The organism is Clostridium niameyense, assembly GCF_001243045.1.
GTDB lineage: Bacteria > Bacillota > Clostridia > Clostridiales > Clostridiaceae > Clostridium_F > Clostridium_F niameyense.
Window position 1 is genome coordinate 1,642,807 of the sequence record NZ_LN849007.1, and the last position, 21,362, is coordinate 1,664,168.

Annotated in this window: 16 protein-coding genes and 1 riboswitch; of the genes, 2 read left to right on the forward strand and 14 right to left on the reverse strand. The window is 26.0% G+C overall.

The genetic code is table 11. The features are described from left to right. Positions 1-55: 55 nt before the first annotated feature. From BN1711_RS08735 to BN1711_RS08745, 3 genes are all read right to left on the reverse strand, one after another. Complete coding sequence (locus BN1711_RS08735; protein ID WP_050607772.1) at positions 56-2,113, reverse strand: methyl-accepting chemotaxis protein; 2,058 nt, start codon at positions 2,111-2,113, stop codon at positions 56-58. A 236-nt stretch (positions 2,114-2,349) separates the two neighbouring features. Then, positions 2,350-4,062 carry a methyl-accepting chemotaxis protein gene (locus BN1711_RS08740; protein ID WP_050607773.1) on the reverse strand — a complete coding sequence of 571 codons (1,713 nt, stop codon included), beginning with the start codon at positions 4,060-4,062 and terminating at the stop codon, positions 2,350-2,352. Positions 4,063-4,403: 341 nt separating this feature from the next. After that, entirely contained in the window at positions 4,404-6,116 is a 1,713-nt protein-coding gene (locus BN1711_RS08745; RefSeq protein ID WP_050607774.1) for a methyl-accepting chemotaxis protein, read from the reverse strand. Between the two features lie 317 nt (positions 6,117-6,433). Next, a riboswitch (cyclic di-AMP (ydaO/yuaA leader) is annotated at positions 6,434-6,558 on the forward strand. Positions 6,559-6,563: 5 nt separating this feature from the next. Between BN1711_RS08745 and BN1711_RS08750 the strand changes: the two genes are divergently transcribed. Then, the gene (locus BN1711_RS08750) at positions 6,564-7,337 is read left to right on the forward strand and encodes a cell wall hydrolase (protein ID WP_050607775.1); all 774 of its coding nucleotides are present in this window, start codon (positions 6,564-6,566) and stop codon (positions 7,335-7,337) included. 101 nt (positions 7,338-7,438) lie between these two features. Here BN1711_RS08750 and BN1711_RS08755 read toward each other — a convergent pair whose 3' ends face one another. The 11 genes from BN1711_RS08755 to BN1711_RS08805 form a co-directional block, all read right to left on the reverse strand. Continuing rightward, positions 7,439-9,832: a vWA domain-containing protein gene (locus BN1711_RS08755; protein ID WP_050607776.1), complete on the reverse strand. Its 2,394-nt coding sequence runs from the start codon at positions 9,830-9,832 to the stop codon at positions 7,439-7,441. 25 nt (positions 9,833-9,857) lie between these two features. Further along, a complete protein-coding gene (locus BN1711_RS08760) occupies positions 9,858-10,379 on the reverse strand; it encodes a type II secretion system protein (protein WP_050607777.1) in 522 nt (173 codons plus the stop codon). A gap of 12 nt (positions 10,380-10,391) precedes the next feature. Beyond that, complete coding sequence (locus BN1711_RS08765) at positions 10,392-12,584, reverse strand: hypothetical protein (protein WP_050607778.1); 2,193 nt, start codon at positions 12,582-12,584, stop codon at positions 10,392-10,394. Positions 12,585-12,595: 11 nt separating this feature from the next. Next, complete coding sequence (locus tag BN1711_RS08770; RefSeq protein WP_050607779.1) at positions 12,596-13,498, reverse strand: hypothetical protein; 903 nt, start codon at positions 13,496-13,498, stop codon at positions 12,596-12,598. Next, on the reverse strand, positions 13,482-14,732 hold the full coding sequence (locus tag BN1711_RS08775) for a hypothetical protein (protein ID WP_050607780.1): 1,251 nt from the start codon (positions 14,730-14,732) through the stop codon (positions 13,482-13,484). The genes BN1711_RS08770 and BN1711_RS08775 overlap by 17 nt, the downstream gene beginning before the upstream one ends. Continuing rightward, entirely contained in the window at positions 14,716-15,333 is a 618-nt protein-coding gene (locus BN1711_RS08780; protein WP_050607781.1) for a PilN domain-containing protein, read from the reverse strand. Before BN1711_RS08780 ends, BN1711_RS08775 begins: the two co-directional genes overlap by 17 nt. A 12-nt stretch (positions 15,334-15,345) precedes the next feature. Next, positions 15,346-16,401 (reverse strand): pilus assembly protein PilM, encoded by a 1,056-nt coding sequence (pilM, locus tag BN1711_RS08785; protein ID WP_050607782.1) that lies wholly within the window; start codon positions 16,399-16,401, stop codon positions 15,346-15,348. A gap of 91 nt (positions 16,402-16,492) precedes the next feature. Continuing rightward, complete coding sequence (locus tag BN1711_RS12860; RefSeq protein WP_050607783.1) at positions 16,493-16,963, reverse strand: prepilin-type N-terminal cleavage/methylation domain-containing protein; 471 nt, start codon at positions 16,961-16,963, stop codon at positions 16,493-16,495. A gap of 18 nt (positions 16,964-16,981) precedes the next feature. After that, positions 16,982-18,187, reverse strand: coding sequence for a type II secretion system F family protein (locus BN1711_RS08795; RefSeq protein ID WP_050607784.1), 1,206 nt, complete (start codon positions 18,185-18,187; stop codon positions 16,982-16,984). A gap of 38 nt (positions 18,188-18,225) precedes the next feature. Further along, positions 18,226-19,917, reverse strand: a complete 1,692-nt coding sequence (locus BN1711_RS08800) for a GspE/PulE family protein (RefSeq protein WP_050607785.1) — start codon at positions 19,915-19,917, stop codon at positions 18,226-18,228. A gap of 21 nt (positions 19,918-19,938) precedes the next feature. Continuing rightward, the gene (locus tag BN1711_RS08805) at positions 19,939-20,685 is read right to left on the reverse strand and encodes a prepilin peptidase (protein WP_082174094.1); all 747 of its coding nucleotides are present in this window, start codon (positions 20,683-20,685) and stop codon (positions 19,939-19,941) included. 271 nt (positions 20,686-20,956) lie between these two features. Here BN1711_RS08805 and BN1711_RS08810 point away from each other — a divergent pair, with 271 nt between their 5' ends. Next, complete coding sequence (locus BN1711_RS08810; protein ID WP_050607787.1) at positions 20,957-21,313, forward strand: phage holin family protein; 357 nt, start codon at positions 20,957-20,959, stop codon at positions 21,311-21,313. The last annotated feature ends 49 nt before the right edge of the window (positions 21,314-21,362 follow it).

Consider the following 21,362-nt stretch of genomic DNA (forward strand, 5'->3'; position numbering starts at 1 on the left):
TGATAAAAGGACTGTTTCAAATTATATTTTTGAAACAGTCCTTTTTAAAATAATTTTAAATTTTAAATTTGTCTATATGATTTTGCATCTCGTAGGTCATAGAATTTAAAGCTTGGGCGGAAGATGCTACTTCCTGAGTAGATGCACTCATTTGCTCCGAGGATGCAGATATTTCTTCTGAAGATGCTGAAACTTCTTGTGATACAGAAGATACATTATCTATTCTCTTTATTATATCTTCTTTATTTTTATTTAAGGTTTCCACCGTATTATTTGTAGAATCTATCCTTGGTAATATTTCATGGATTCCATTTACTATTAGTACAAATTCATCTATTGAATTTGTAATAGCATTAAATTGATCTCCCAATTCTTCATCTACAACTTTAGTATCTCCAACTATCTTACTTGTTTTTTCATGAACTGATTTTATTATAGACGTTATACTTTCAGAAGAACTTTTTGTTTGCTCTGACAACTTTCTTATTTCATCTGCTACCACTGCAAATCCTTTTCCTGCCTCTCCAGCTCTTGCAGCCTCTATTGCTGCATTTAATGCAAGTAAATTTGTTTGCTCTGCTATACTATTTATAAGATTTATTATTTCATTTACTTCTTTTATACTAGAGCCTAAATTTTCTATCTCAGAAGAAAATTTATTAAAAGATGTTTTTACATCCTGTGTAGATTTAGATACTTTTTTCATTTCCTTATTTCCTGTTGTAGCTACACTATCTATTTTGTTAGCGCTTTCCATTACTTTAATCATTTCTTTGGCTATACTATCCATTTTATCAGAAAAATTTTTTACTATTTCCAATATGTTAATTAAATCTTCTGATTCTCCTTGGGTTCCTTTTGCTACATCTTGAATTGTAAGTGAAATATTTTCAGCTGAAGATGCCATTTCTTCTGATATAGCACTTAAAGCAGATGATTGCTGACTTATATTAGAAGATTGTTCTTTACATATTATCATCATATTTCTCGTGTTATTGATAGCTTCCGTAATAGATTGTGCCATTTCTCCTAACTCATTATCCATATTTATTATTTCTTTTGGTACCTTTATTGTAAGATCTGATTGTCCAAATTTTATTATAGACTCTTTAAGTTTATTTAATGACACACATACTCTGTTTCCTATAAGATAAGCTAAAATTATAGACATTATAGAAAATATTAATGTAACTATCAAGGAAAATATTTTTATAGAATATAAATCTTTTTCTATTTCCCCTTCATCCAATAAACACATTAATTTCCATCCTGTTTTATCATTAGTGTAAAATCCTGTAAATTTTGGCTTGTTTTTATATTTATATTCTACAACTCCTTTTTTATTTGTAGATACTTCTTTCCAAAAGCTTTGTTTTAACACATATTTAGTACCTATAATTTTAGGATTTTTATGAGTTAACGTTATTCCCTCTTTATTTGCTATAGCTAAGTAACCTCTTTCACCTAATTTAATCTTTGACATTTCTTTCATAAAATCTTCTAATTTTATATCTGTAGCTACTACTCCTATAACCTTACCATCATGTTTTACTGCTCTTGATGCTGATATTACCATTTTACCACTTATATCTTGATAACATTTTGATAAACAAATCTTATCTGGATTACTTATAGCATCTTTATACCAAAGTCTATTCCTTCCATCTAACTTTTCTGAAGCTTTAATAATAGAGTCTTTGAACTGCAGGATATTACCATTAATATCAGAAAAATATACATTTGATATATCATCATTACTATCATTAACAGTTTTTAAAATATATTGTAGTTTATCTACACTCTCTTTTTTATCAATATCAAAATCTTTTACATCTGGATTTTTACTAACAACATCAACGCTTTCTTCAATACCTTCTAGATAATTATTTAAACCATAATTAACTTGAGCTATAAATTGAAGTGAGTTTTGCATAATTTTTTTCTTTAAAATTTTATAAGATTTATTATATAAAATACTACCTAATATACTAAGGCTTATAATAGAAACTATTGATATTGAAAAAATAAGTCTTGTTTGAATACTTTTCTTTTTGTTTTTTTTGTTTTTACTGTAATGAGTGCTACGATTTATACTTTTTCTTATGTTCTTCATGTACATACCCCCTGGTTTAATTGAATTTTGAAATAATTTTAACAATTCCCTAATATATTTCTCGACTAATTTATTAAATAATTAAGCTAACGGCTTAGCTACAAGATTATCTAATATGCGAATATAATAAAAATTCACCAGCAAAATACAATATTTATTAAAAATACCTACATTTTACTGGCGAATTTTTATTTTTTAACCATATTAACTATTAAATACTAAATTCTAAAATTATGTTAAATTTTAAACTTTTGAACTATTTCATTAAGATTCTGAGCAAATTCTGCTTGACTTTGAGCAGTATTGGCAACTTGCTCCATAGCTTCACTTGACTCATTTACACTTTCTTGTATACCATTTAAATTTTCTGATGAATTTTGAGCCATTTGAGCCATATTTTGAACTGCTTCGCTAACTTGATTTATTGTAGCTGTTATTTCCTCAGACATAGATGCCAATTCTTCAGACATATTATTTATAAACACACCATCTTTTCCATATCTACTTCCTATACTAACAAAAGCATGGAATTGTGGAGTTACGTTATTATTCATAAACTTTAATAATTCATTACTATTTTCAGATAAATTTTTAAAAGCATCTTGTACCTTTTCTATAGTAGATTTAACACTCTCTACCGCTACTGAAGATTGTTCTGCAAGTTGTCTTACTTCTTCTGCAACTACTGCAAATCCCTTACCTGCTTCCCCTGCTCTTGCCGCTTCTATAGCAGCATTTAATGCAAGTAAATTTGTTTGTTCTGCTATGCTAGCAATAGTATCTGCCATAAGCTTAATATCATTAACTACTTTTCCATTTTCTATATCTTTTAATATTTCTTTTTCCATTTCAAAGTATAAATCCTCTGCATTTTTAGCTGATTCCTTACTTTCTTTTTCTACCATAGCTGCTCTTTCTTTTATTTTAGTTGCATTGTTGCTTCCATCAAGTGCTTTATCTGAAAGTACAGAAATACTAGAGTCTACTTCTTGTATAGATGCAGATAATTCTTCTGCTGTAGCACTAGTTTCTTCAATTCCACCATTAACTTCCTTTGTAGAAGAATTTATACTCTCTAATTTTGAAGTCATTTCTTCAACAGTTGCTGATAATTCCTCACTAGCTGTACTCATATTTTCACTACTGTTTATAAGATTCTTTATTAAATCTCCTACATTGGCTTGGGCCTTATTTAATGCATTTCCAACTTGTCCAAATTCGTTTTTAGCCGATATTGTTACAGGTTCTGAAAAATCATATTGACTTAATCTATTAGCTAATTTACCTATTTTATTTAAAGGATCTGTTATAGCTTTTGTTATTAAAGTAGCACACATTACTAAAGCTATAATAGAAAGGGCAATTATAACTGTAATTAATTTTAATGAACTTTTAAAAGTAGCTTTACTACCTTGTATTGCCTGTTTTGCCCAACTATCATTTAATTCAACTAATTTTTTTATCACATTATTCATACCATGTCGTAGTTTTGTAACCTCAGAAAATTTAGCTTCTGCTTCACTTAATTTTCCATCTAAAACTAGCTGCATATACTCCTTGTTAGCAATTTTACATGCTTTTAGTTTTTCTTCCATTTCATTCATAAGTCTTCTATCTTCATCTTTAGTAATAGCTGCCTTATAATTTTGAATTTCCTTATCATCTTTTTCTGATAAAGTCTTATTTATATTAGATAATTCGTGTATTCTATTTGTATCCTTTATGTACATCATTAATTCAGTATTAGAATAAATGATTTCTAAATTTTTATCTAAACGATTTATAGCGCATATACCTGCCACATTATCATTATATAAATTATCAGAGGATTTACTTATCTTTCTCATATTTTTAACACCAATTCCTCCAATACTTATCATAAGTGCAGCCATAATTATAAAGCTAATAACTAATTTCTTAGATATCTCCATATCTTTAAAACTCTTCATTAAAATCACTCCAATTTTGCTATAAAATTTTATGACTTACATACTCTTCATCTTAATACTTTAATATTCTTTGTTTTAATTCCCTTCTTTCTATTAACTTGATTTATAAAGATTACTAAGTATACTGTTTTTATTTATACAATTATATCACAAAAATCCTAATTTTATAGTTTTATTATAAAATTTATCATATTACCCAATATATTTATACAATTAAAGTTATTTTTTTATAAAAAGTGTCAAATATATATACTTATTTAAATAATTTTATATAAAAATAAAGTATCAATTAACTAAATACTAAAATTGCGTTAATTGATACTTATTTTTTATATAAGTTTTTAAATTTTAAATTTTTGAACCATTTCATTAAGTTTTTGTGCAAATTCTGCTTGACTTTGTGCTGTATTTGCTACTTGTTCCATGGCTTCATTAGATTCATTAATACTTTCTTGTATTCCATTTAAATTTTGTGAAGAATCTTGAGCCATTTGAGCCATATTTTGTACAGCATCACTGACTTGATTTATAGTTGCTGTTATTTCTTCGGTCATAGATGCAAGTTCCTCTGACATATTATTTACAAATATTCCATCCTTTTTATATTGTCCCCCAATACTAACAAAGGCCTGAAATTGAGGTGTTACTTTATCATTCATAAATTTCAATAAACCATTACTATTATTAGATAAATTATCAAAAGCAACTTGCACTTTTTCTATAGTACACTTAACATTTTCTACTGCTATTGAGGATTGTTCTGCAAGTTTTCTAACTTCATCCGCAACTACCGCAAATCCCTTGCCATGCTCTCCTGCTCTTGCAGCTTCTATAGCAGCATTTAATGCAAGTAAATTTGTTTGTTCTGCTATGCTAGCAATAGTTTCAGCCATAACTTTAATATCGTTAACTACTTTTCCATTTTCTATATCTTTTAAAATTTCTTTTTCCATTTCTGTATATACAATTTCTGTATCTTCTACAGCTAATTTACTATCCTTTTCAACCGTATTAGCTCTTTCCTTTATCTCAATAGCATTATTGCTACCATCTAGTGCCTTATCAGACAATACAGATACGCTAGAATTAACTTCTTGTATAGATGCAGATAGTTCTTCTGCCGTAGCACTAGTTTCTTGAACTCCTCCATTGATTTCTCTTGTAGAAGCATTTATAGTTTCAAACTTTGATGTAATTTCCTCAACAGTTGCAGATAATTCTTCACTAGCTGCACTCATCTCTTGACTACTATTTATAAGATTTTTTATTAATTCCCCAACATTATGTTGAGCTTTATTTAACTCTGAAGCTACTTGTCCAAATTCATCTTTTGAATCTATTAATAAGTCCTTTGAAAAATCATATGTACTTAATCTACTAGCCAATTTCTTTATATTATTTAAAGGTTTAGTTATAGATTTTATTATAAAACTTGCCCATAAAAGTAACGCTATTGCTGATAGAATAATTAATCCTACAATCATTTTAAGAGAACTCTTAAAAGTTTGTTTATTATTTTGTACTTGTTGCTTTGCCCAAGTATCATTTAATTCAACCATTTTACTTAGTATATTAAATACCTTTTCTTTCATTTTTGTACACTCTAAAAACTTACTTTCAGCCTCTTCAACTTTACCACTAATTATCAATGAGGTATATTCAAGATTACAAGCTCTATATCCACCTATTGCATCCTTGAAATCAGATATAAGTTTTTTATCTTGATTTTTAGTTATACCACCTTCATACTTCTTAATTATATTATTATTTTCATTAGCTAGTTTTGTATTTTTATCAGCTAATTGTTTTATTTTATTTGTATCCTTAACATAATACATTAATTCTAAGTTTGAATAAATTTCAAAAGCATTTTTATTTAATTTACTAATTGTAGATATTCCTACTATATTATCACTGTATAGATTATTTGATGAATTATTTATTTGCTTTATATCAATAACACCAATACTTCCAATTAACATCATTAAAATACCTGCAAATAAAAAACTTGTTAAAAGTTTAGTAGATATTTTAGCATTTTTAAAAAAATTCACTGAACCCACTCCTTAATTGTTTTTATTATCTTTTGATTTGATTAATTATAAGGTTATTACATCCCTCCCATTATATCCTTTATTTATCTATATTAATATATTTCGATATTTTTTTCTTTTAATGTATATCAAAATACATATTTTCTTATTTTACTCAAATTGTATTTTATTTCTAAAAGTTATTAATATAAGTGGTAAATTAAATATTAATTGGGTATCAAGGTACATTAATGCCATAAAAGCGTTATACATTTAATTAATTCTTATAATGTAATTAATTTAGCATGGACATACTTTTTATCTTTTTGTTAAAATAACACTAAATCTTGTCGAAACTCTTAAAAGAGTGCGGGGGATATTTTTGGGGTGAATCTTAATTATAAGTAGGGTACCTCTAACCCGAACCCGTCAACTAACCTCGTAGACATTATGGAGGGATTTAAACAAATGAAAAAAATTAAAACATTATTATTAACTTCAGCTTTATGCTTTACTTTATCATCTCCAGCTTTTGCTGCAGATTATAAAGTATTATCTGGTGACTCATTATATAAGGTAGGAAAACTTTTTAACACATCATCAGATACTTTAATAAAAGATAATAATCTTAAAGGAACTACCATATATCCTGGACAAGTTTTAAAAGTTCCTAGTAGTACTTATACTGTAAAAAGTGGAGATAGTTTATTTTTAATCTCTAAAGCAAATGGCATAAAGTTAGATGATTTACGAAAAGCTAATAATAAGTGGGATAATCTTATTTATCCTGGACAAGTTCTTAATTTACCAGGAAAAACTCCTAATAGTGGAAATTCTAATATTGAAAATACCAATACTGAAAAACCAATCATAAACTATAGCAATGAAGATTTAGATCTTTTGGCAAGACTTATAACTTCTGAAGCTCAAGATCAACCTTATGATGCACAAGTTGCTGTAGCTTCTGTGGTACTTAACAGAATCAAAAGTTCTGAATTTCCAAACACCATATCATCTGTAATTTATCAAAAAAGTGATGGATATTATCAATTTACACCTGTAGAAAATGGTTGGATAAAGAAACCTGCTACAGAGACTTCAAAAAAAGCTGCTAAAGATGCCTTATATGGTGCTGATCCAAGTAATGGAGCTTTATATTACTTTGATGATACTGCTACTAATAAGTGGTTATGGTCCAAGCCTATAAAAGCTAGAATCGGCAATATGGTTTATGTTAAATAATGGATATATCTAACTAATTTAATATAGAATTATAAAAAACCTGTGTTTAAAAATTTTTCAACCACAGGTTTTTACCATATTTTAATAAAGCTTTATGAATGCTAAAACAAATCTGGAATATCTACAACTTCCATTTTTATTTTAGTTTCTTTATTATCAATTATAAGCTTTAAGTCATCTTGTAGAACTTGTTCACCTTCCATATCAAAGATTACAAAATAATACTTTTCCTCCTTTACTCCAGTTTTATTAAAAGGCATATTTGTTGAATATAAATTATCAATTTTGTAAATTTTATGTGTGTTATCTTTAACTTCTCCATCTGCATCATATAGGTCATAATTATGAATCTTTACTTTATCATTGTCAAAGTTAATTTTAAAATTAGAATCTTTATTATTTACTTTTATTAAAAAACCTACTCTTGTCTTTATATCCTTAGGTATTTTTAAACTGCCATCTTCACTTATATTTAAGTGTTCTTTCATTGCTTGTATTTTTTCTTTACTTGGATTTATAATAGTTTTATTTGTATATACCCCATAGGCTATTAAAGAGGAATCTATACTATCTATCTGTATATTATTTTCATTAAAATATTGATCTATATTTTCCCCAGTTACATCTTTATAAGATATTTTAGATGATTTATCTTTTCCTAATATATACTCACCTGATTTAGTTCCTTTTGCTTTAATCTTAAATTCTAAAGGCTTGGCTTTATACTCTCCAGATTTTTCATCTAATATATAGTGTATATCTCCTATATTACCTATAAGCTTTCCATTTTCCACTTTAAAACCTGGAGGTAACTCTGTAATTTCTATCCCCTCTGGTATATCTTCTTCTATAGTCATATTCTTGGCATATAAATCTCTTTTTATAGAATTAGATATCTCCTTATATACATTATCTATATTTTCTTTTGTTTGAGCCTCTTTATAGAAACATCTTTCACCATCATTGGCTGCATCACTTATAGCCTTTAAATTTTCTGAATGTATATCACTTGTAAAAGCTATCATATAGGATTTTATATTAGAATCTTTATCTGAGGCTATTAACTTAGAAAGCTTTTCAGCATAATCCAAACCATTTTTAGAATAATTATCACTTTGTATATCATTTGTATTAGCTTTTCCTTTATCATATACATACTCACCATTTTTACCTGTATAATAACAAGGATCTCCATCAGTTAATAATACTATATATCTTTCTCTGTTCTTATTTGGAGAGTCTTTAAGCATCCAATAGGCATTTCTTAACCCATCACCTATATTAGTTCCTCCCTCAGGTATTATATGATTTATATCTGTTTTTAAATTTTCAAAATCTTTTTTATCCTTCAATGGAATTTCCATATTAGCAAAAGCTTCATAACTAACTGCTCCTATACTTACGTTCCCATCATAGTTTTTAAAACTATCTATAAATCTATTTGCAGCATCTTGTACCGCTTCCAATCTAGTATTACTAGAAAATTTTCTAGTAGAATCCATAAAAAATCCATTAAAGTCACCTAGTATTTTATATGTGTCACCGTATTTTTCCAAAGGACAGTATATTCTTCTTCCATTTGTATATACTACAATTTCATAGGGCTCAGTTTCACCTTTATGATAATTTAATATCCCATAGTACATCTCTTGACCTCTATATATCATACGATATCTTCCATTAGAATCTTCTTTGTAATTATTATCCTCATCTTTTTTATTTAAAGACATTTTCATACTCTCTGATTTATCAATTACTAAAACTATATCTAAATCCTTCTTTTGGGGGGTTGCTTTTATAACTTCAGGATTAATAGTATAAGTCATAGTAAATTCATCTTTTTTTACTTTTATTTTTTCCTTATCTAATGACTTTTTTATACTCATAGTTGTCATAGCTTTATCTTGTATACTTAATTTAATAGCTTTAAATACTTTTTTTTGAGAATTCATATATAAATTATTAAAAAGCATATTATAATTTACAAAAGAATCCTCTTTTTCTCCTAAAATATAATTCCCTTTTTTATTGCCTTTTAGCGTAATATAAAACTCTACAGCATTAGCTTTATATTTTTTTTCTTTTTTATCGTAATGATAGGTTATATTGGATAAATTTCCTTTAACTTTATTATTATTAATATTCATTTCCTTTGGTACTAACTCTACATTTAAACCTTTGGGAAAAGTTTCTTGAAAAATAATATTAGATACTATTAAATCACTTTTTATTTTTTTCTTACCCCAGGTCTCTTTATAACACCCTTTTTTATTACTTAAATCTTTAGTAATATCATTATAATCTATATCCTTAAGAGTTATTTTATACTTTATTTTTATATCCTCTCCTATTTTATAATCACTTTTACTAATAGTTTTATCTACACAAACTTTATCTAATAATTTTTCATTCATATTGTTAGCTTTTATTTTAGTAATACTAATAAAAAATATAACAACGGTAAGTATTGTTATAAATAATATACTTTTTTTCATCAATACTCCCCCTATTTCTCGCTACTTATCTACTATTTCTAAAAAATACATCTGTATCTATGACATAATTTGTTTCTGACTCTTTCATATTAAATTTTATTTTTACTCCCCTAGAATCTTTAAAATTTTTATTATCTAAAGGTTCAAATTCTAGACTATTAATATTACTTGCTACCAAAAACCTATTATATTTATTATCACTAAATAGCAACTTATTATTTTCTATACTAAATATATACTTTAACTTTTCATCTGTAATAAATACTACCTTTTTTATCTTTTGTTTTCCATTAGATTCTTCTATATGTGAATATTTTTCGTTATATATTTCCAATATACCCTTAGCTTCCATAGCTTTATCACTTAAAAATTTAGCTCCAAACTGGGCATCATTTTGCAAAGCATCTTTTGATTCTATTTTATTTAAATTACCTACGTTATACTTAAACATAGGAAAAATCATAGAAAGCACTAAAAATAATATTCCTATAGTTACCACAACTTCTATTATAGTAAAAGCCCTTTTAGTAGAAGTTATTTTTTTCAATATATTCACCTCTTATTTAAGTATTTTCCATTTTTCTACTGTAATCAATTTTTGTCTTATATCATCTGTACCTAAATCATTTTCTGGTGAAGCTTTTACATAGGTTAGAACATTTTCTTTATTAGTCTGTGGTCCTATAAATACATTTTTAAAACAATCATAATTTTTAGCTACAATTTTTTTAATATAATCCTTATCATATATTATATTTTTTTCTCCATCATCTAATATGATTATATCTCCAAGAGAAATTACAGTACCCCTAAAATTTATTTTCCCCGATAAATATACATTTCCTTTAGTTACTATAATACCTTTATTCTCTTTATTACTTACATCTATAAAATCTGAATTCCCTTGTCTATCTCCGCCTTCTCCTATTAACGTAAGTTGTTTGCTCTCATCTCCATTCAAATAAATTACAGAATTTTTATTAACATTTTTGTATTTAATTTTGCTAAAGTCTACCTCTGTAGAAACTGTTCTCAATAGTTTTCCATTTTCATATATATGCCAGCTAGAATTTTGAAAGTTTTCTTTATCTATAGTACTACTTCTTATAGATAAACCCGTAGCATCCCCCATAGCATAGGCCATAATTGCATAATTACCTGCCCTTTTTCTAATATCTTCTTCTAAATCTACGCTATAATTTCCAGTATAAAACTTTCCATCAGATACTCCCGATCCTATAGTAGTTTTATTTTTAGGTAAACTTATACCATTTTTCTTTAATTTCTCTGAGCTTTTTGTAGCACTTAATGCGAAATAGTCACTTTTATCTTGCCATGTTAATTCTTCTCCATTTTTAAATTTTGTAACTAATATTAATGGATCTCTATATTCAAATATTACATTATCTTCATTTAAAGGTCTTTTTCTTAAAATAGGCTCTCCATTATTATCTCTTCTTATATTTCCTTCTTCATCTAACTCATATTTCCCCTGTTGTACTGGATAACAATAAACTTTATAATTTCCTTTTACAGCTACAGATTCTCCTGTTTGATAAGCTGGTTTAGTTTTTATATAAGCTGTCCCCATCAATAAAAGTTCATTGCCTATATTTATTTCAGATCCATTTTTTTCTCCTAAATCTTCTGTATTAACTAAAATAGAACTAGAAACTTTAGATTTTTCTTCTTCTTTAATATCACTACTTTTATTTATATCATTTAACCCATAAAATCCATTTTCTATATTAACATGAGACTTTAAGGCATTAAAAACTAAATCATTATTAGTATATACAGCTTTTTTTACTTGTAGTTTTGAGTTTGAAGCCTCCTTATCTAAAAGAACATTAGCTGCATATATATTTCCACCATTATTCTTATCTTCATTTACATTTACAATATTATTAGGACTTTTAAATTTGAAAACTCCTGGGGTTACTATATCACCTTTAAAATTACAGTTAGCCCCTTCTATATTTATACCTCCATCTTTATCCCTACCTTTTATATAAATATCTCCATCTATATTTAATTTACCCTTGGCTTTTAAATTTCCATCTGCACAAATCGCTTTAGTCCAAACAGGCTTTATAGGTACCTCCACCTTCTTACTTTCTACACTATAAATTTCTCCATAATTAGGCACTAAAACATTATAGGTAACCTTTAATATTTTTTCAGACTTGTCCTTATAAGTTGACTTTAAATTTAATGAAAGAGCTTCCCTTTCTTTATTCTTTACTTTAATTTTTTGAAACCCCTCATGCTTACACTGTTTTTCATTTTCCAACTTTACTTTAGGAGTATTTCCATGTTTATTTTTTATATAAGGATTTTTTCTAATACCATCTATCTTTATTCCTAATTCAATATTATCTTTTATATTATTTTTTATATATCCTTTATATTCTCTTTTAAAAATATTATTCTGCATAGATTTTAATTTTACTTCATCTACCGTACCATCTTCTTTTTTAGGATATTTTTCATCATCTAATTTCTCCATGTAACTTAATGCACTTTTATTTCCATGCTCTATAGCATTTTCTATAGTTTTACCTATTATGCCATAAGCTATATCCAACCCTGCCTCTGAAAAATATTGATTTCTTTTTTCTAAACTTTCACTAAATCTTTTATTATAGGAAGAAACAGTTAAAGAAAGTAATGATACTCCTAAAATAATTAATATACTTATAGAAACTAAGACTATCATTAAAGAGTACCCTTTTTTCACTGTACTTTTCATTTTGTTCCCTCCTATTCCTCTACATTTATATAAGATATAATATCTTCCAAAACTTTATTTTGGTCTATATCAAAAACCTTAACCCGTACCTTATATAATCTAGTATTATTTTTGTATTTCTTATTATTTACCATTATATTATTATAAGTTTTTATCTTTCCTAATTTATTTTCTACAGTATAATTAGATGAAAAATCAGGTTTTTGAAGAAAATATAATCTTAATTCTTCTTCTTCTTTATTTTCAGCTTTTACCTTTAAATTACATTTTGTATCATTTTCAAAATATATAATTAGATTTGAAGCTTTTTCCTTAGAATTATCTGAGTTTTTTTCTATAATAATAGGTGTTTTTAAAGACTTGAATTTATTATCCGTTAAATTAACTTTAATTTTATGCTTTTCATTTACTATTTCTACAATATTGTTGTTTTTAATATTTACACTATCTAAACTTACAGTAGAATAAGAATTATAAAATTCCATTTTATTTTCATTTTGTACTCTTTTTATTTTTAACTTTCCATCATACATTATATCTTTAATTTTCTTTTTATTATTACTACTTTTGAATTTATATTCTTCTTCCTCTTTTATAGTTTTCTCCACCTTAAAATTTTTAGGTATCTCTTTGTCTTGTTTATTTGTAAATTCCGTTTTATACATTCCCGTTTTATTATCTATAAATATTTCTCTATCCATCTTAGCTTTTTCTGTATACTTTTGTGCTACATAAATAGCTTTTTGTTTATCTTCTGAATTTTTGTTAGCTTTACTACTTTGAAAAAACATAGTAAGTACAGGCACTATAAGTAATGATATTATAGAAATACTTATGACCACTTCTAACAATGTAAGTGCCTTCTTTTTTTCATATTTCAAATTCTTGTGTATTTTATTAATTTCTTTTAACATTTACACTAGTCCCTTCAGAAGATATATTTACTCTAGGCTTTGTAATATCATCATCTTGTATATTTACATTTACTTGTTTATCCGTTTTGTTATATATATTAATGTCTGCCCTAGACAAATCATTTTTATCTATTCTTTTATTAGAATAAATCTTTAAGTTTATATTAGATGACTTAGGTATGAATTCTTCCCCTTTTCCATTAAAATCCGTGGGATAAGCATCGTTTTCAGTTTTATATTTAAAATAGTATTTATCTTTCTCCTTTAAAAAGTAAATTTCTACATTTTCTTTTACTGGATTATCTGCATATACATAACTAGATTTCACCTTGTCATTAGCTTTCCCAAGCATAACTGTAGGTAAATCAGATTGTTCACTCCTCATTGCCATAACAAAATCAAGAGTGTCCTCTTTATTTAATTTATGAATATCCTCAATAGTGGTTCCAACTTCATTGGAAATTCCTATTAATCCATCAAAAGGATTTTGCTTTCCATATTCCCCTTCAATTTTCCATTTTAAAAATTCCTTATCATCTTCATTTATTTTAGGTACAGCATAAAATTCTAAAGTAGCTACTCCAGTAACCAAACTATCAGAACCTTTATTTATTTTTATATTAGACATAACTATTCTTTTTTCAAATTCCTCTACTTTACTTATAAACTCTACTACATCCAAATAATTTCCTTTGAAATTTATAGTAGCAGTTATAGATTCTACTGGATTTTTATATTTCTCATTACTATCATTCTTAGGATTATTTAAATTCTTATTATTTTTGTTCTTTTTATTATTTTTTTCTGTTCCCTTATATTCTCTCGCTAAATCCTCCAGATGATTTTTGTTTTCTTTTTTTTTCTCAAATTGAAAAGCTTTTACCTCATTAAATTCCCTTTCAGAAAATTTTATAGAAAAAGCTGTTAATTCAGACTTTTTAATCAACTCATCTAATTCTACTATTATTTTTTCTTGTTCTATACTTGGGAAAAATAAAGTAGTATTATCTTGTATTTTATAATTTAGTATTTTTAAATTTCTTTGGGTTTTTTTTATAATTTTATCCATACCAACTATTTTATATTTTTTATCTTCATACTCTTTCTTTATAGCTTTTAGAGTATTAATCTTTTGCCTTTGAGGTATGTATATAAAATTATAGTAAACAACTATAGTAGATAATATAGCTAATATTATAAGCAAATATTTTTCTCTTTTAGTTACCTTCATCATCATCAACATCCTTTAACATGCATTTTAAAGAAAAAGAATAATTTTTAGAAGTATTCTCATCTAAGTTTTCATTTATGTTGGATACTTGTACATCTTCTATAAAATTTAAAGCCTTTAAATTATGTTGAATTTCTGCTATACTTTGTCTATTTTCTGAAACTCCTTGAATTTGTATACCATCAGATGATATAGATGTTAATTTAAAAGATACATTTCCTGGTACAACCTTAGAAATTTGTTCTAATAATTTAGAATTTACTATGTCCCTTTTTTCCACATTAGTATTTATTTTTTTAACTGAAGCATAATATTCGTCTAAGATTTTCTCTTTTTTTTCTAAAGTCTCCATTGTACTAATTTTAAGCTTTGATGCTGGTGAATTAACGAATTTTTCTAAATTCCCTATTTCATTTTCTAAGTTCTTTATATGGATAAAATTCAAAAAATAACTCCCTATAAAAATTAAAATTAAAATAGATATACTGGATATAATAACATTAGTATTTCTCTTTTCCTGCTTTTCTTTTCCTATATAATTTTTAAAAAAGTTAAAGTCTTGAGATCTATTATTTTTATTTAAAATAAATTTTAAATCACTCATATATGCACCTACCTATAATCTTATTAAAGCTCCTATAGCATTTAAACAATAATCTATGTCATTGTCATACACATCCTTTGAAAAAACTATATTACTCATAGAATTTATTTTTTCTACAGCTATATTTAAATCTTTTGATATATACTTATCTATTCCTTTTAGTCTAGAACTTCCCCCATATAAATATAGTTTGTCTAAAACATTGCCAGTTTTTTTACTTTTATAATAATTAATTATTCTAAGTATTTCTTCAATCCATATAGTTATCTCTTTTTTTATAATATAGTTTAACTCTTCCATATATTCCACCTTATTTTCTATCATTAAATCACAATGATTCTTTTTTCTCTTTTCTGCATCCTTTAATTTTATATGGAAATTAGTTGATATTGCCTTATCAATGTTCTTTCCACCCCTATCAATAATTCTACTAAATTCTAACTGACCTTTAGAAAATATACTAATAGTTAGCTGCTCTGATCCCATATCTATAATGCCAATAGTATTGTCTTTCTTATAATCTTCTTCATTTATTTTTATGTCATCTTTAAACAACTTATTTATTGAATTAGGATTTATGTCTAAAGCTTTAGGCTCTAAATCTAAAGAATCTAACAACTTTACATAATCCTCTATTAAAATTTTAGGATATACCACCACAAAAATTCTTAGCTTTTCTATATTTTCTTCTTTAATATTTTCAATAATTTTATGCTGGAGTATATACTCTTCCATATTTATAGGCAAATATTGTTGTATTTCAAACTGAATTATAGATTCTAATTCTTTCCCCTCAGCCTTAGGTACTATAATTTCTCTATTAATTATTAAAGTACTATTACTAGTTATAATAGCTTCTATTTCCTTAAAGTCATACATACCCAGGCTTTCATCTAATAGTTGAAAAAGACTCTCATAACTATTTATTTTTCCATCACTAATTAAATCTTTACTATTTTCTATTACTGCTAAATTATTTATATATATTTTATTTTTCTTTATCTTTCCTGATACTATTTTAGTGTTGTTATTTCCTAAATCCAAAGAGAGAAATTTTTTTAAAAACAAGGAAACTACCTCCTTTAAAAATTAATATAAAATAGTTTTAAAGTGTAAAACTATTTAGTCTTACACTTTAGCAACTTTATAAATTAATTATTTACTTAACATATATACCTGTTGGTTTACTATTAGTACCATATAATACATTCTTAGAATTATTTTTTTCCTCTATTTTAGTTACCTTTCCAGCTTCATTAATTGTTATTGTTAACGGGAAGGATGCTCCTTTAGTTTTTAATTTTAAAGTACCTTCTTTTAAATACTCTTCTATTTTCTTAGCATCTCCTGTATTGGTAGTATTTGTAAGTTCAAGCTTTCCATCCTTGCCATATTTTGAGCCTGTCGAGTCCTTTTCTATAGTTCCTTCTGTTATTAATATTTCTGTAGCATGAGCTATATTTCTACCTAAATTAATATCTGAATCAATGTTGGCATTATTTCTTACCTTTATAAAATTAGGTATTGCAAAGGCTGCAATAATTGCTATTATAGCTATAACTACTATAAGTTCTATTAGGGTAAAACCTTTTTTATTTTTAATATTTTTTAATAAATTTCTTCTAAACATAAAAAATCCTCCTTATTTTTATTGTATATGATTATAAATATCAAATACCGGTAGTACTATCGCTATAATCATAAAACCTATGATTACACCCATAATTAATATCATTATAGGCTCTAACATAGAGGTGAATTGTTGTATATAAGCTTCTAATTCATCATCATAAAAATCCGCTGTCTTATTTAGGATATAATCTAATGAGCCAGATTCCTCACCTATTTTTACCATAGAACTTAACATAGGTGGGAAGTAGCCTGTCTTATATAATGGTTGTGCTAATCCAGCTCCTTTAACAACTTCCTCTTTTACTTGTATAATCTTATTTTCTATAATTTTATTTCCTATAATTTTTGATACTACCTCTAAGCCTTCTACTAAAGTTATTCCGCTAGCTAAAACTGTAGATAGTGTTCTCGTAAATCTAGAAACTATTATTTTTTCATTTATTTTTTTTAATATAGGGAAATTTAATTTTATTCTATTTAAAATGATTTCTCCTCTTTTAGTTTTAAAATAATATTTCAGTAAAAACACTATTAAAAGTATAATTGACAGTACTATATACCACTTAGTTTTTAAAATATTACTAATACTCATCATAATCTTAGTAGCTATAGGAAGTTCCACATTATTATCATCAAACATTCCTATAAATATAGGCATTACAAAAGTTAATATTAAGGTAATCAAACCTAAAGATAAAATTGCTAACATTATAGGATAAACCATAGCAGCTTTTACTTTATTGTTTATTTTATTTTCCTTTTCATAATGCTCTGCCATTCTTCTCATTACCACCTCTAAGTTTCCACTAACTTCCCCTGCCTGTACCATACTTATAAGTAAATCTGGAAAAACTTCTTCTTCTTTTCTCATAGCCTCAGATAGATTTAATCCTTTTCTTATGTTTTCCTCTATAGAAAACATACTTCCCTTTAACCTTTTATTTGTAAGTTGTTCCCCTAATACATTCAAAGAGTTAGTAATGTTAGAACCTGCATTTATCATAGTATAAAATTGCCTACAAAATATTGCTATATCTTTAATTTTTACTTTCGTCATCCATTTAATTTTTAAATTTTTTTCTTTTGATAGCGGCTGCACCCTAAGGGGATAGTAATTATTGCTTTTTATCATGCTTAATACTTCATCTTTATCCTTAGCCTTATATATCCCCTCTAACCTCTCTCCATTTTTGTTCATTATTTTATACTTAAAATTGGCCATTTAAAAGCTCACCTCTTTTAACTTTAGTCATCTATTTTTTAAAAATCTCTAAGATAAGCTATTTTTAAAAATTCTTCTAGAGTAGTTTGTCCTTTTAATACCAATTCCCTACAAGACATTTTTATGGTTTTCATGCCGTTTTTTATAGACAACTCTTGTAAATCATCACTACTTTTGTTTTGCATAATCATCTCTACATGTTCCCTTCCTATTTCCATTATTTCAAAAACTCCTGTTCTACCTATATAACCTGTATTCTTACAATATCCACAACCCTGTCCTTTGTATAGCATCAATTTTTTATTTTTATTTATATCCAATATATCCTTCTCCTGCTCATTAGCTTCATGAGATTCTATACAATAAGGACATATTTTTCTTACAAGTCTTTGAGATATTACCCCAGATAATGAGGTAGATATTAAATAAGGCATTACTCCCATATCTTTAAGCCTTATTATTGAAGATGCTGAATCATTGGTATGAATAGTACTTAGAACTAAATGCCCTGTAATAGCTGCCCTTATGGCAATTTCTGCAGTTTCTCTATCTCTTATTTCACCTATCATTATAATATCTGGATCTTGTCTTAATATTGAACGAAGACCATTTGCAAAGGTCAATCCCGCTTTTGTATTAACATTAACTTGATTTACTCCTTGTAAAACATATTCTACTGGATCTTCTATGGTAACTATATTATTTTTGCTATCATTTAAATCATTTAATAGAGTATATAAGGTAGTAGATTTTCCACTTCCTGTAGGTCCTGTAACTAAAATTATTCCATGAGGACTTTTTATTATTTTTTCTATTTTTTCAATATCCTCTTTCTCCATATTTAATTTATCTTTTCCAATTAAATAATTTTCCCTATTTAATATTCTTATAACTACTTTTTCTCCGAAAACTGTAGGAAGAGTGGATACCCTAAGATCTATTTCTTTTTTATTAATTTTCTTTAAAATTCTTCCATCTTGTGGAATTCTCTTTTCTGCAATATCTAAATTGGCAAGTATTTTTATTCTTGTAACCAAGGGTACTAAACTATCCTTTGAAATAGTAGATATCTGTTGCAATTCACCATCTATTCTGTATCTTATTTTAACTAATTCGTCAAAAGGTTCTATGTGTATATCACTAGCTCTAGATTGTATTGCATTTTGAATGAGGGAATCTAATATTTTTACTACAGGAGCATTTTTTATATCATCAAATTCTATATTTTCTATTTCCTTTTCTTTAATATCTTTTTTATTTTCTCTCCTTAACTCTTGTGCTACTTCTTGAACATATTGATCTATATAATACCTTTCAATAGCTCTTTTTATTTCTTGTCTGGTAGCAACAAAAGGCTCTACATCATAACCTGAAACGATCTTTACATCATCTATAGCAAATATATTTAAAGGATCCCACATAGCCACTTGTATCTTATTGTCTTTAAACCCTATAGGAACTAATAAGTGTTTTAATGCTAATTTCTCTGGTATAACTTTTATTGCTTCTTTATTAATATTTATCATATTTATATCAACTTTTTTAATTCCCAGTTGTTGACTTATAGCCTCCATTATATTCTCTTCTGTTATTATTTTTTCATCTATTAATATCTCACCTAATTTTTTACCCTTACTTTTTTGTTTATTCAAAGCTGACTTTAATTGTTCCTTTGTTATCTTATTAGCTTCAACTAATATATCTCCTAACTTTTTCTTTTTTAAATCCATAAAAATACATCCTTTTAATAATTAGAATAATGTTATATACCATAAAAATATTTTTTCTCCAAAAAATATAGAAAATATAGAGGCCATAGCAATGTATGGTACAAAAGGCATATAATCTTTTTTATCCTTTTTTTTAAGCAAAATTAAAATTATCCCCATAACTCCACCGAAAATAAAAGAAAGCATTAAAGTTATAGCTGTAAGCTTTACCCCTAAAAACAATCCTACTATTAAACAAATATCTAAATCTCCAGTTCCCATAGAATTTGTAATAAAAATTATGCTGCCCATAACAATTAAAGATAATAAAGCTCCATATATATATATACTTATATTATGTTTTAAGTAAAATTTTTCTATAAGTATAAAAATTATGGCTAAAACAGCAAAAGGTATTGTGGTTTTAGAATAAACATTTGTGGTATCTAAATCAATTATTGCTATAGATAAAATAAAACAAATTAATGTTATATTTTTAACAAAATAAAAACTAACTCCATAAAAATTATAAATTACTAAAAATAATAAACCGGTACTTATCTCTATAATTGGATACTTAATAGATATTTTACTTTGACAATATCTACATTTTCCTTGTAAAAAAATATAACTTATTACTGGAATCAGATCATAAGGTTTTATTAAATTATTACAACTTCCACAATGAGATGGAGGGTACACTATAGATTCTCCTTTAGGTATTCTATAAATACACACATTTAAAAAGCTTCCCATAATTAACCCTAAAATAAAAACTATAATTTTCATACTTAATACACACCTCATAGTTTTATATAATATGTTTTGAAAAATAAATTTTATTAATTGTATAATTTTGTATATTATACAATTTTTTATTTAATTATATTATTATTATAAGTAATTTAAATTATTTATTCAATGATTTGCATGGTATTTTTTTCTATAATTTTCAATTAAATCATATTATATTTTTTATTTAATTTAATAATACTTTTATTACTTTTGGGAAAACTAAAATATATTGAAAATTAAGCTTATTTAAAGGAGGTTCAATATAATGAAAGAAGATAATAAAACTGGATCTACCATAGTAAATTATCTATTAAGGCTTATTCTAGTGGCTATTATATTAGGAATAACCTCATTTTTAACTCCTGGATTTAGTATTTCAGGATTTTGGGCATTTATATTAGCTGCTATAGTTATAACCGTTATAGATTATTTAGTAGAATCAATTATAAAAGTCGATGCTTCACCTTTTGGAAAAGGCTTTAAGGGTTTTGTAATTTCTGCTATAATACTCTATTTAACACAGTTTATAGTTCCTACTATGAAAGTTTCCTTAATAGGAGCAATTTTAGCTTCTATTGTTATAGGAATATTAGATGCTATTTTGCCTGGAAGAGCTATGTAAATAAAAAAATCGTCTTTTAAATCTTAAAAGACGATTTTTTATTACTTCA